The sequence below is a fragment of the Streptomyces sp. NPDC047049 genome (genome assembly GCF_040643995.1).
In the GTDB taxonomy this organism is placed as follows: domain Bacteria; phylum Actinomycetota; class Actinomycetes; order Streptomycetales; family Streptomycetaceae; genus Streptomyces; species Streptomyces mooreae.
This window is the reverse complement of record NZ_JBEYVM010000011.1, coordinates 204,325-215,822: the sequence shown is the minus strand read 5'-3', so window position 1 is coordinate 215,822 and position 11,498 is coordinate 204,325. Positions and strand designations below refer to the sequence as shown.

Sequence of the window (11,498 nt, the reverse complement as noted above, 5' to 3'; positions counted from 1 at the left end):
CGGAGGGGCCTGGTGTGTGGACGTAAAGCGAAGCAGTCCACACACCAGGCCCCGGAGGCCCGTCACCGCACCCACAGCCCCGCGCAGCGGACCCGCCCGCCGCCAGGCGAAACGGCGGGCGCACCGCGCAGCGGGCGAAAAACGGCGAGCAACCCCCACGGCGGGAAAGACAAAAACGCGGGGGAGACAATGGCACCGTGAACGACCTAGACGCTTTCGTCGGCCTCCTCGCCCCGGAGGGGCAAGCCTTGCTGGCCGAGCTGCGGGACCACACCCCGTCGGACGAGCTGGCGGCAGCCACCCGGCTGCGGCGCACGTACCCCGCGCCGCTGGTCTCCGCAGCGCTGGGCCAAGCCCAGCTACGGCAGCGCGCGGCAGCGAAGTTCGGGGCGGACGCGGGCCGGATGTACTTCACGCCGAACGGCGTGGAGCAGTCCACCCGGGCCACGGTCGCCGCCCACCGGGCGGCCCGGCTCGCGGCGCTGGGCGTGCGGACGCTGGCGGACCTGTGCTGCGGTATCGGCGGCGACGCGATCGCGCTGGCCCGGGCCGGGATCCGGGTGCTGGCCGTCGACCGCGACCCGCTGGCCTGTGCGGCGGCGCGGGCCAACGCCGAGGCGCTGGGGCTCGCGGAGCTGATCGAGGTGCGGTGTGCGGATGTCACGGACGTGGACACCGGCGGGTACGACGCGGTGTTCGTCGACCCGGCGCGGCGCAGCAAGGCCAGGGGCGGCCGGATCTTCGACCCCGAGGCGTACTCGCCGCCCCTGTCATGGGCGATCGAGGCGGCCCGTAAGGCACCGGTCGCGGCGTTGAAGATCGCGCCGGGGGTGCCGCACGAGGCGCTGCCCGAGGACGCCGAGACGGAGTGGATCTCGGACGGGGGCGACGTCAAAGAAGCCGTGGTGTGGTTCGGCACGGCAGAGGACGCGGCGGAGGACAGGGCGGAAGACGCGGCGCAGGACGGCGCCGGCCGCATCACACCCGGCGGCCGCCGGGCCACGCTGCTGCCGGCCGGGGACTCGCTGCTGGGCGCGGGGCTGCCGGACCCCGAGCCGGGGCCGGTCGGGGACTGGTTGTACGAGCCGGACGGGGCGGTGATCCGCGCCCATCTGGTCGCGGATGTCGCCCAGCAGATCGGCGGGCGGCTGATCGATCCGACGATCGCCTACCTGACCGCGGACCGGCAGGCCGAGACGCCGTACGCGACCGCCTACGCGATCACCGATGTGCTGCCGTTCCATGTGAAGAGGCTCAAGGCGCTGCTGCGGGAGCGCGAGGTCGGCATCGCGGTGATCAAGAAGCGTGGCTCGGCGGTGGAGCCGGAGGAGCTGCGCAGGAAGCTGAAGCTCGGCGGGGGCCGCAACTCCTGCACGATCTTCCTGACCCGGGTCGCCGGCGCCCCCATGATGCTGCTGGGGCACCCGGCGGCGGAGGCCTCCTGACCGGCGCTCAGGCCAGGCCGGTGCCGGCGCTCACCCAGGTCGGTGCCGGCGCTCACGCCAGGTCGGTGAGGTCCTCGGCGTAGATCTGGGAGAGCGGCTGCGGGCCGATGTACTGCTGGCAGGTGCACTGGCCCGCCTCGTACTGCACCGGCTTGTGGTCGGCGTCCCAGGCGACCGCGACCTCCACCAGCTCATGACACTTGCCCTTTTTGTCATGCTTGGCGAGGTGGTGGGTGCAGCCGCACACCGGCTGCGGCGGCTGCTGCGCGGCGGCCAGCTCCTGCCGTTCCTGACGGGCGGTCTCCAGCCGCTCCATCTTGCGTTCGTGCCGCGTGCGCAGCGCCGTGCGGGCGGTGTCGGCGACCTTCGCGAAGCCGCCCGCCATGAAGAAGATGAAGACCCACCAGAACCAGTCCACAGCCTGCCGCCTCCCCACGTGCGCGCCCGGTGCTGCCTGCCAGGGTAAGACCTCTGGCCCCGGCACGGGCCGGGGGCGGCGGCGAGGACTCGCGACACGACAAAACGAGTCCTCGCCCGGAAGCGGAGCAGCGCCTCAGGAGTAGAGGTTGTGCTTGCTCATCTCGTGGACGTGATCGTGGTCGTGGTGGTGCGCGGCGGCGGACGGCTCCTCGTCGGTCTCCCCGGGCACATGCGGTTCGGTGACCGGCAGGGACGAGTCGGCGGAGAGGTCCCAGGCGGAGGCGGACCGGCCCCGGGCCACCATCTCGGCGCCCAGGGCGGCGACCATCGCGCCGTTGTCGGTGCACAGCTTGGGCCGCGGCACCCGCAGGGTGATCCCGGCGTCCTCGCAGCGGCTCTCGGCCATCGCCCGCAGCCGGGAGTTGGCCGCGACCCCGCCGCCGATCATCAGGTGGTCCACGCCGTTGTCCTTGCAGGCCCGGACGGCCTTACGGGTCAGCACGTCCACCACGGCCTCCTGGAAGGACGCCGAGACATCCGCCACCGGCACCTCCTCGCCGGCCGCCCGCTTGGCCTCGATCCAGCGGGCCACGGCCGTCTTCAGACCGGAGAAGGAGAAGTCGTAGACCGGATCGCGCGAGCCGGTCAGTCCGCGCGGGAAGCGGATCGCGTCGGGGTTGCCCTCGCGGGCGTAGCGGTCGATGACCGGGCCGCCGGGGAAGCCGAGGTTCAGCACCCGCGCGATCTTGTCGAAGGCCTCGCCCGCCGCGTCGTCGATCGTCGAGCCCAGCGGCCGTACGTCGGAGGTGATGTCCGGGGCGAGCAGGAGGGAGGAGTGGCCGCCGGACACCAGCAGGGCCATCGTGGGCTCGGGCAGCGGGCCGTGCTCCAGCTGGTCGACGCAGATGTGCGAGGCGAGGTGGTTGACGCCGTAGAGCGGCTTGCCGAGGGCGTAGGCGTACGCCTTGGCGGCCGAGACGCCGACCAGCAGCGCACCGGCCAGGCCGGGTCCCGCGGTGACCGCGATCCCGTCCAGGTCAGAGGCCGCGACCCCGGCTTCCTTCAGCGCGCGCTGGATGGTGGGGACCATCGCCTCCAGGTGGGCGCGCGAGGCCACCTCCGGCACCACACCGCCGTAGCGGGCGTGCTCGTCGACGCTGGAGGCGACCGCGTCGGCGAGGAGGGTGTGGCCGTGGACGATGCCGACACCGGTCTCGTCGCAGGAGGTCTCGATGCCGAGGACGAGCGGTCCGCCGCGTGAGTCAGCCATGAGTGTCAAGTTCCTTGTACGGAGGGTGCTTCGGAGGAGGTCTGGGTGGTGCGCCGCATGACCAGGGCGTCGACGTTGCCGGGCTGGTAGTAGCCGCGGCGGAAACCGATCGGCTCGAAGCCGAAGCGCTCGTAGAGGCGCTGGGCGCGCACATTGTCGACCCGCACCTCCAGCAGCACCTCGTGGCATTCGAAGTCCGTCGCGGCACCGAGGAGTTCGGTCAGCAGCCGGGCGCCGAGGCCGGTGCCCCACATCTCGCGGGCGGTGGCGATGGTCTGGATGTCGCCGGTGCCGTCGACGGCGGCCAGCCCGCCGTAGCCCACCAGCCGGCTCTCCCGCCCGCCGTCCGGCCGCGGCACCTCCAGTTCGGCGACGAGGTAGCGGCGGGTGGCGTACGGGCCGCGCGCATGGGCCAGCTCGGACCAGAACATGCCCGGCGACCAGGCGTCCTCAGGAAAGAGCTCCCGTTCCAGCTCCAGCACCGGCGCGATGTCCCACCAGCGCATCTCACGCAGCACCGCGCCGGGCTCGGCGCCCCCGCCGGGCGGCGGGGGCGCCGCGGGGATTGGGGGCTCCCCTGCTCGAACGGAGTTGAGAGCTTGGGGAAGGTCGGGCGACGGGCGGGTGGTCACCGGGGAGTGACCACCTTGTAATTGGCGGGCACCTGGGCGTCCGGGCGGCGCAGGTACAGCGGCCGCGGGGGCGGCAGCTCCTCGCCCGCGGCCAGCCTCTCCGCGGCCAGCGCGGCGAGCGCCCCGGCGGACTGGTGCTCGGGGGCCTCGCGCCGCAGACCGGTGAAGACCGTGTCGTAGAGCACCGCGCCCGCGCCCACGGCGGGGACGCCGGCCACCTGGTCGGCGATGTCCGCGGGGCGGTCGACGGCGGGCTCGGTGAGAGGGGTACGGGCATCCGCGTAGCGCGCCCAGTACACCTCCTTGCGGCGGGCGTCGGTGGCCACGACGAAGGGCTCGGTGAGCCCGGAGGCATAGGCGAGGCCGTCCAGGGAGCACAGGCCGTGGACGGGGACGCCGAGGGCCGCCCCGAAGGTCGCGGCGGTCACCAGGCCGACCCGCAGGCCGGTGTACGGGCCCGGGCCCACGCCGACCACGATGTCGCTGACGGCGTCGAGCTTCTGCCCCGCCTCGGCCAGCACCCGGTCGACGGCGGGCAGCAGCAGCTCGCCGTGGCGGCGCGCATCCACCTGGCGGGACTCGGCGAGGACCCGGGTGCCGTCGTGGAGCGCGACGGTGACGGCGGGGGTGGCGGTGTCAAGAGCTAGCAGCAGCACGTCCTTAAGACTACGGCTCGGCCGGAGGTACCTGTCGCGGTGCTACCGTCGCCCCCGTAGCCCAGCAGCAAGCAGCCCGGCATTCCCAGGTCCGGGGCTCCCCGCCACCGGGCAGGGAGAGGGAGGAAAGGTGCACAGCGGTGCCCGCTAAGAGCAGCACGATCGTCACCGCGCTGACCACGGCCGCCGTGGTCGTGGTCGGTGTGCTCGGCTACCAGGCGGCGGCGTCCGCTCCGGACACCCTCACCCAGACCCGCAAGGACCCCCGCCACAGCGCGCCCAAGAGCCCGCCGGAGCGCAGCGGCAAGAAGGACAAGGCCCCGGCCGCGGCCCCGGTCCCGCCGGCGTCCGGCAAGGGCCGGCGGATCGTCTATGCGCTGGACGCCAAGCGGGTCTGGCTGGTCGGCGCGGACGGCAAGGCGGTGCGTACGTACCCGGTCACGCCGAGCACGGTCAGCCCGCCGCTGGGCGCGTACGCCGTCGGCTCGCGTTCGGTGAGCGTCACGGGCTCGGACGGCATCGCGATCGAGCATGTGGTGCGGTTCGCGAGCGTGGAAGGCGTCACCATCGGCTTCAGCGCGGCCGTCGACGGCTCCATGCCCGACCCGGGCTCGGAGAAGCGGACCGGCGGCATCCGTGAGTCGCGGGCCGACGGCAAGGCGATGTGGGACTTCGCCCTGCACGGCACCAAGGTCGTCGTGGTCTCCTGACCGCGCGGCCCCGGCCGCTTCCGCGGGCCGCCGCATTCGCCCCTACGGGCTACGCCGCGTCGCGGCCCGGGGTGGACGCGGCCCGGGGCCCGTCCTGGTCCTCGTCCTCCGCTTCCGCTTCCGGCGCGCCGGACGGCTCCGCGGGCTTGTCCCGGCGGGCTTCCCCGGCGGCGTCGGGGGGTGTGGAGACGGCGCTGGCCGCGGCACCGGCCGCCAGCAGTTCGTTCATGGTCGGCGTCTCGCGCGCGGCGCACGCGGCCGCCGCGACGGGGGTGCCCCCGCGCCCTTCGGGCGTGGTGGAGGGCTGGTGGGCCGACATGGACGCCTCCCGGGGCTCCTGGGACGAGCGACAGAAGCTAGGCTCGCTACTTAGGCTGACCTAACTGGGGTCTCCTCCCATGTCACCACGGCCGGTACCAGGTACGCAACATCTTACCGACGGCTTGTCGGAAACTACCGGGCGGTGTTGTCCGGATCGGTGTCCGCCGGTCCGTCGCCGAGGGGACCGCCACCGCCGCCGGCCGGCCACGGGACGGCCGTCAGCAGGTCTCCAGCGCGAGCAGGCCGGCGTCCGCCCAGCGAGCGCCGAGGCCGGTGACCGTCACCTCGCGCACATCGTCCACGTCGTCCTCGGGATGCCCGCCCGCACCACCGGGCGCCTCCGCACCCACGGCACGCCCGATGACCACGTGCAGCCGGTCCTCGGAAAGCTCCTCGACCTTGCCGTCGCCCCACTCCACGACCACCACCGACTCCGGCAGCGAGACATCGAGGTCCAGGTCCTCCATCTCGTCCAGTCCGCCGCCGAGCCGGTACGCGTCGACGTGCACCAGCGCGGGGCCGCCGGTCAGCGAGGGGTGCACCCGGGCGATGACGAAGGTGGGCGAGGTCACGGCGCCGCGGACGCCCAGCCCCTCGCCCAGGCCACGGGTCAGCGTCGTCTTGCCGGCGCCCAGCTCACCGGTGAGCAGTACCAGGTCGCCGGGGCGCAGCAGCGGGGCCAGCCGGCGGCCCAACTCCTGCATCTGGTCGGGGGACTTGACGGTGACATGCGCAATCGCTCCGGTGGTGCTCATGCCGCAAATGGTACGTCCCGCCCGTCGCCCGACCGCCACCCCCCGATGACACCCCTCCGGGGCGGCAGCCCCTGTCCTCTCCCGACCACCACCCCTCAACGGCGCCCCTCCGGGGCGGCAGCCCCGTCCCCGTCGACACCCCTACGGGCTCAGGCGCGAGCGTGCCGTGAGCTGCGGGCCGCCGCGCTCGCGCGTTCCACCAGCGACACCAGATGTTCATTGACCAGCTCGGGCCGCTCCAGCATCACCAGGTGTCCGGCGCCGGGGACGCACACCAGCTCCGCGTCGGGCAGCACCTCGGCGATCGTCCGGCTGTGGTCGGCGGGGGTGATCAGATCGCTCTCCCCGGCGAGCACCAGCGCGGGCACCGCGTCGTACGCCACCAGCGCCTCGGTCTTGTCGTGCACCGCGAACGCCGGGAAGAACTCGGCGACCACATCGATCGGGGTCGCCTCGATCAGCCGCTCGCCGAAGCGGGCGATGCCCGGGTCCACCTTCTCCGGCGTCCCGAACGAGTAGCGCTTGATCAGCCCCGCGAAGAGGTCGGCGGTGGCCCGCCGCCCGCGCTCGACGATCTCGCGCTGCCAGCCCAGTGCCTTGAGGACGCCCGGCGCGAGCCAGTGGAAGGCCTTGACGCCCATGGACGGCAGTCCGAAGCCGACCTCGCTGAGCCGGCCCGCCGAGGTGCCGATCAGGGCCACCCCGACCACCCGCTGCGCGACGTACTCGGGGAACTGGTCGGCCAGCGCCATCACCGTCATCCCGCCCATGGAGTGCCCGACCAGCACGATCGGCCCCTCGGGGACCGCGGCGTCCAGCACCGCCTTCAGGTCCCGGCCCAGCAGGTCGATGGTGACCGGTTCCGTGCCGTCGATCTGGCCGTGGCCGCGCGAGGAGCGGCCGTGGCTGCGCTGGTCCCAGTGGACGGTGCGCACCGTGCCGCGCAGCGCGGAGCGCTGGAAGTGCCAGGAGTCCTGGCTCAGGCAGTAGCCGTGGCTGAAGACGACCGTGGGGGCCTGCGAGCGCCGTCCCAGTGCCGCCGTCAGCCGCTTGCGCAGCCCGCCGTGGGCCTCCTGCGCGGCGCGGGCCTCCTTGCCGCGTACCGGCTTGGCGGACCGGTCGTTCTTGCCGTGCTTGGCGTGCTTGCCGTTCACCGCGCCCTTGTCCGCCGCGTCGTCCTTCTCCGGCGGGCCCGGCTCGTCGACCTCGTAATACAGCTCGGTGCCGTCCTCGGCGATCGCGGCGCCCGGGGTGCCGCGCAGCGTGCCGTACGGGCCCGCGGCGTCCAGTGCGAGCCGGGCGCGGCGCCGCATCCCGCGGCCGACCGTCAGCCGCTCTATCGCCACACCGGCCGCGGCGCCCGCCGCGACCACGCCGATCGCGGCGCCGGCGACACCGGCGTGCCGGCCGGCCTTCGCCCAGTTGCCGGCCACTTCGGCCGCGGTCTCGACCGCCTGCGCGGCGGCTTCCTGTCCCTCGGTCATGCCGTACCCCCCGTGAGCGCGCTGTCTCCTTCGGCTTCGCTCCCCGTGCCGCTGTCCACATAGACGCGCGGCACCCGGGATCCGATCCGGGTGACGATCTCATACCCGATGGTTCCGGCCACCCGGGCCCAGTCCTCGGCGGTCGGCTCCCCGCGGTCCCCGGGGCCGAACAGCACGGCCGGATCGCCCGGCTCGGCGTGCTCGGCGCCCAGGTCGACCACGAACTGGTCCATCGCGACCCGCCCGGCGACCGTCCGCCGCGCGCCTGCGACCAGCACGGGGCCGACGCCGGAGGCATGCCGCGGGATGCCGTCGGCGTAGCCGAGCGGGACCAGCGCCAGGGTGGTCTCGCCGGGCGTCGTGTAGTGGTGCCCGTACGACACGCCGTGGCCGCCCGGGACGCGCTTGACCGACGCGAGCGAGGCCTCCAGGGTCATCGCCGGCCGCAGTCCGAAGTCCTGGGAGGTGCCGACCTCGGGGCTGGGCGAGAGGCCGTAGATGCCGATGCCGGTGCGGACCAGGTCGAAGTGCGCCTCGGGCAGCGTCAGCAGCGCCGGGGTGTTGGCGATATGCCGCACCTCGGGGCGCAGCCCGGCCGTCTCGGCGGTCTTCAGCGCCGCGTGGAAGACGTCCAGCTGGGCGGCGATCGAGGGGTGTCCGGGCTCATCGGCGCAGGCGAAGTGCGACCAGACACCGGTGACGGCCACCGTGCCCTCGGCCTCGGCGGCGCGGGCCGCGGCGGTCAGTTCCGGCCAGTCGGCGGGCGTGCAGCCGTTGCGGCCGAGACCGGTGTCGACCTTGAGCTGGACGCGGGCGGTGCGGCCGCAGGCCCGCGCCGCCGCCCGCACCTCGTCGAGCGCCCACAGCCCGCTCACCGCGACGTCGATGTCCTGCTCGATCGCCTGCCGCCAGGGGCCGCCGGGCGTCCACAGCCAGCACAGCAGACGCCCGGTGTCACCGGCCGCCCGCAGCGCGAACGCCTCCTCGGGCAGCGCCGTGCCCAGCCAGCCCGCACCGGCCTCCCGGGCGGCGCGCGCGCAGCGCACCGCCCCGTGCCCGTAGCCGTCGGACTTGACCACGGCCATCAGCTCTGCCCGGGGTGCACGGGCCCGCAGCGCACGGACGTTCGACCGCACGGCGGCGACGTCGATGGCGGCACGGGCACGCTTCACTGTCTCGTTCATCCCCCTCAGTGTCGCAGGCGACATTGCGCAGCCCCGGGGGACGGGCGGGAAAACCGTGCTCACACGCCGGGTTTCCGCCCCCAGACGTGCACGATGTCGCCCTTGTCGAGCACGTCCCAGGCCCTGCGCGCGTCCGTCATGGTGAGGTTGACGCAGCCGTGCGAGCCGGCCCCGGAGAAGATGTCCTCGTAGACGCCGTGCAGCGCCTCCCCGCGGTCGAAGAACTGGGCGTACGGCATCGAGGTGCCGTACAGGTTGGAAATGTGCCGGCGGTGCCGCAGATAGATCCGGTACGTACCGGTACGGGTCTCCATCGTCGGCGCACCGGAGCGGATCGCCACCGGGTCGAGGATCACGCGCCCGTCCTGCTGCACCCACATCAGCTGCCGGTTCAGATCGACGCACACGGTCCGCTCGGCCCGGTCGGGACAGTGACCGGCCCGGTTGGGGTCCTTCCTGGCCCGCATCACCCGCACCATCGCACCGGTGACCGGCCCCGCGAAGCCGGTCGCCGGCGCGATCCGGTGCGTCTGCTGGAACCGCCGGATCGCCCGGCAGTCCCCCGCGCTCTGCCGCCCGTCCACCTCGCGCCCCAGATAGCGCTCCGTCTGCCGCTGGTAGGGCCCGGTGGCGGCACTGCAGCGCAACGCCCGGGTGCCGGGGCGCTGCGCCTCGGACCGCGGCACGTACTCGATGTGCAGTTGCCGCCCCGGCTCCCGCACCGTGCGCGGGACACCGGGGACCAGGTCGGACGGCCCGTAGGCGACGGACGGCTGCGTCACGGCCTTCGCGGACTCCTGCCGCACGGCCACGGTGGGCGACGGTGCCACGGCCACCGCGGGCGGCCCGGCGACAACGAGCAACGAGGCGCAGACCAGCAGCGCCGGAAGAGTGCGTTTCATGCCCTCACGCATGCCGTGGCGCCGCGGCCGTTCGGCCCGCCGGACGTCAGGTTCGCCCTGGTGCCCGCCCCATTCCCCCGCGGGGCGTAACGCCGGTCCGTTGCGTGCCGTCGGCCGGTCGTCCGCCGCCGGTCCGTCGTCCGCGGACGACCCGTCATCGGCCGCCGGCCGTCTGGTCCGTCGCCGGCCGTAGCTGTTGCGGTCGCTGTCGCCATGGCTGTTGCTCTGTTGCTGTCAGCCCGTCACATCCCGCCAGGACGCCGCCAGATGGTCCGCTACCTCCGAGGCGAGGATCGGGGCGCCGTCCGGCCCGGCCGCCCGGCGGGCCGCCAGCCCGTGCAGATACGCACCGCCCGATCCCGCGTCCCGCGCCGTGAGTCCCGCGGCGAGCAGCGAACCCGTCAGCCCCGACAGCACGTCCCCGCTCCCGGCCGTCGCCAGCCAGCTGCTGCCCGTGGGGTTGACCCGTACCGGCCCGGCCGCCTCCGCCACCAGCGTCGTCGAGCCCTTGAGCAGCACCGTGGCGCCGTAGCGCGCCGCCAGCTCCCGTGCGGAGGCCAGCCGGGCCGCCTCGACCTCCTCGCGCCCGCGCCCGAGCAGCGCGGCGGCCTCCCCCGCGTGCGGCGTCAGCAGGGTCGGGGCCGGGCGCTCGGCGACCCGGCGCGGCGTCAGGAACCGCAGCCCGTCCGCGTCCACCAGCACCGGTACCTCCGCCGCCAGCACGTCCTCCAGCGCGTCCGACTCCTCGCCGATGCCGGGACCGATCACCCACGACTGCACCCGGCCCGCCTTGTCCGGCGGCCCGGCATGCACCAGCGTCTCCGGGAAGTGCGCCAGCACCGCCTCGGCGGCCGGCCCGACATAGCGCACCGCCCCCGCGCCGCCCCGCAACGCGCCCGCCACCGCGAGCACCGCCGCCCCCGGATACCGCGCGGACCCGGCGACCACCCCGACCACGCCGCGCCGGTACTTGTCGCTCTCGGGCGCCGGGCGCGGCAGCAGTCGGGCCACGTCCGCGTGCTGCAAGGCCTCGACGTCGGCCTCGTGCGGCAGGGGGAGCCCGATGTCCACCAGCCGCAGCGCGCCCGCCCGCTCGTGCGCCGGATCGATCAGCAGCCCGGGTTTGTACGCGCCGAAGGTCACCGTGGCGTCGGCCCGTACGGCGTCCCCGGCGACCTCACCGCTGTCCGCGTCCACTCCGCTGGGCAGGTCCACCGCCACCACCGGCGCCGACTCCCATGCCTCCCGGGCGAGTTGGGCGGCCTCCGGGCGCAGCCCGCCCCGTCCGCCGATCCCGACGATCCCGTCCACGACCAGCGCGGCCCGTGCGATGTCCCGCCGGGCGTCGGCCGAGACGCGCCCCCCGGCGGCCCGCAGCGCGGCCAGCCCGCCCCGGTGCGCCTTTTCGGGCGAGAGCAGCACCGCCGCCACCCCGGCCCCCCGGCGCGCCAGCCGGGCACCGGCGTACAGCGCGTCCCCGCCGTTGTCGCCGCTGCCCACCAGCAGCACCACCCGGGCTCCGTACACCCGCCCCAGCAACTGCGCGCAGGCCGTGGCCAGTCCGGCCGCCGCCCGCTGCATCAGGGCCCCTTCGGGCAACCGGGCCATGAGCTCTCGCTCCGCGGCCCGCACGGTCTCCACGCTGTAGGCAGTCCTCATGCCGACAAGTCTCACCCCTCGCCCACGGGGTATGCGGCATTTCTCCCGCGGGCCCCGGGA

The 11,498-nt window shown here is 74.4% G+C and carries 12 protein-coding genes; 2 read left to right on the top strand and 10 right to left on the bottom strand.

All coding sequences use genetic code 11. From position 1 onward, the window contains the following. Positions 1 to 197: 197 nt before the first annotated feature. A complete protein-coding gene (locus ABZ851_RS24285; protein ID WP_361131148.1) occupies positions 198 to 1,445 on the top strand; it encodes a class I SAM-dependent methyltransferase in 1,248 nt (415 codons plus the stop codon). A 52-nt stretch (positions 1,446 to 1,497) separates the two neighbouring features. Here ABZ851_RS24285 and ABZ851_RS24280 read toward each other — a convergent pair whose 3' ends face one another. The 4 genes from ABZ851_RS24280 to tsaB all read right to left on the bottom strand — a co-directional run bounded on the left by ABZ851_RS24280 (position 1,498) and on the right by tsaB (position 4,423). Next, on the bottom strand, positions 1,498 to 1,863 hold the full coding sequence (locus ABZ851_RS24280; RefSeq protein WP_088798379.1) for a hypothetical protein: 366 nt from the start codon (positions 1,861 to 1,863) through the stop codon (positions 1,498 to 1,500). 135 nt (positions 1,864 to 1,998) lie between these two features. Beyond that, on the bottom strand, positions 1,999 to 3,135 hold the full coding sequence (gene tsaD, locus ABZ851_RS24275) for a tRNA (adenosine(37)-N6)-threonylcarbamoyltransferase complex transferase subunit TsaD (RefSeq protein WP_361131145.1): 1,137 nt from the start codon (positions 3,133 to 3,135) through the stop codon (positions 1,999 to 2,001). A gap of 5 nt (positions 3,136 to 3,140) precedes the next feature. Then, positions 3,141 to 3,641 (bottom strand): ribosomal protein S18-alanine N-acetyltransferase, encoded by a 501-nt coding sequence (gene rimI, locus ABZ851_RS24270; RefSeq protein ID WP_088802129.1) that lies wholly within the window; start codon positions 3,639 to 3,641, stop codon positions 3,141 to 3,143. 122 nt (positions 3,642 to 3,763) lie between these two features. Continuing rightward, positions 3,764 to 4,423 (bottom strand): tRNA (adenosine(37)-N6)-threonylcarbamoyltransferase complex dimerization subunit type 1 TsaB, encoded by a 660-nt coding sequence (gene tsaB / locus ABZ851_RS24265; protein WP_361131142.1) that lies wholly within the window; start codon positions 4,421 to 4,423, stop codon positions 3,764 to 3,766. 140 nt (positions 4,424 to 4,563) lie between these two features. Here tsaB and ABZ851_RS24260 point away from each other — a divergent pair, with 140 nt between their 5' ends. After that, entirely contained in the window at positions 4,564 to 5,133 is a 570-nt protein-coding gene (locus ABZ851_RS24260) for a hypothetical protein (RefSeq protein WP_361131139.1), read from the top strand. Positions 5,134 to 5,182: 49 nt separating this feature from the next. Here ABZ851_RS24260 and ABZ851_RS24255 read toward each other — a convergent pair whose 3' ends face one another. The 6 genes from ABZ851_RS24255 to ABZ851_RS24230 form a co-directional block, all read right to left on the bottom strand. Continuing rightward, positions 5,183 to 5,452, bottom strand: a complete 270-nt coding sequence (locus ABZ851_RS24255) for a hypothetical protein (protein WP_336049338.1) — start codon at positions 5,450 to 5,452, stop codon at positions 5,183 to 5,185. A gap of 220 nt (positions 5,453 to 5,672) precedes the next feature. Continuing rightward, positions 5,673 to 6,209, bottom strand: coding sequence for a tRNA (adenosine(37)-N6)-threonylcarbamoyltransferase complex ATPase subunit type 1 TsaE (gene tsaE, locus ABZ851_RS24250; RefSeq protein ID WP_361131135.1), 537 nt, complete (start codon positions 6,207 to 6,209; stop codon positions 5,673 to 5,675). Between the two features lie 149 nt (positions 6,210 to 6,358). Continuing rightward, positions 6,359 to 7,693 carry an alpha/beta hydrolase gene (locus ABZ851_RS24245; RefSeq protein WP_336049336.1) on the bottom strand — a complete coding sequence of 445 codons (1,335 nt, stop codon included), beginning with the start codon at positions 7,691 to 7,693 and terminating at the stop codon, positions 6,359 to 6,361. Then, positions 7,690 to 8,877, bottom strand: coding sequence for an alanine racemase (gene alr, locus ABZ851_RS24240; RefSeq protein WP_361131132.1), 1,188 nt, complete (start codon positions 8,875 to 8,877; stop codon positions 7,690 to 7,692). The genes ABZ851_RS24245 and alr overlap by 4 nt, the downstream gene beginning before the upstream one ends. A 59-nt stretch (positions 8,878 to 8,936) precedes the next feature. Continuing rightward, on the bottom strand, positions 8,937 to 9,779 hold the full coding sequence (locus ABZ851_RS24235) for a L,D-transpeptidase family protein (protein WP_361131129.1): 843 nt from the start codon (positions 9,777 to 9,779) through the stop codon (positions 8,937 to 8,939). A gap of 234 nt (positions 9,780 to 10,013) precedes the next feature. Beyond that, positions 10,014 to 11,438 carry an NAD(P)H-hydrate dehydratase gene (locus ABZ851_RS24230; RefSeq protein WP_361131126.1) on the bottom strand — a complete coding sequence of 475 codons (1,425 nt, stop codon included), beginning with the start codon at positions 11,436 to 11,438 and terminating at the stop codon, positions 10,014 to 10,016. Positions 11,439 to 11,498 lie beyond the last annotated feature (60 nt).

Excerpts from the sequence above, each read along its gene's own strand:
- tsaD (WP_361131145.1), bottom strand. The coding sequence starts at position 3,135 with ATGGCTGACTCACGCGGCGGACCGCTCGTCCTCGGCATCGAGACCTCC.
- rimI (WP_088802129.1), bottom strand. The coding sequence starts at position 3,641 with ATGCGCTGGTGGGACATCGCGCCGGTGCTGGAGCTGGAACGGGAGCTC.
- ABZ851_RS24255 (WP_336049338.1), bottom strand. The coding sequence starts at position 5,452 with ATGTCGGCCCACCAGCCCTCCACCACGCCCGAAGGGCGCGGGGGCACC.
- tsaE (WP_361131135.1), bottom strand. The coding sequence starts at position 6,209 with ATGAGCACCACCGGAGCGATTGCGCATGTCACCGTCAAGTCCCCCGAC.
- ABZ851_RS24245 (WP_336049336.1), bottom strand. The coding sequence starts at position 7,693 with ATGACCGAGGGACAGGAAGCCGCCGCGCAGGCGGTCGAGACCGCGGCC.
- alr (WP_361131132.1), bottom strand. The coding sequence starts at position 8,877 with ATGAACGAGACAGTGAAGCGTGCCCGTGCCGCCATCGACGTCGCCGCC.
- ABZ851_RS24235 (WP_361131129.1), bottom strand. The coding sequence starts at position 9,779 with ATGAAACGCACTCTTCCGGCGCTGCTGGTCTGCGCCTCGTTGCTCGTT.
- ABZ851_RS24230 (WP_361131126.1), bottom strand. The coding sequence starts at position 11,438 with ATGAGGACTGCCTACAGCGTGGAGACCGTGCGGGCCGCGGAGCGAGAG.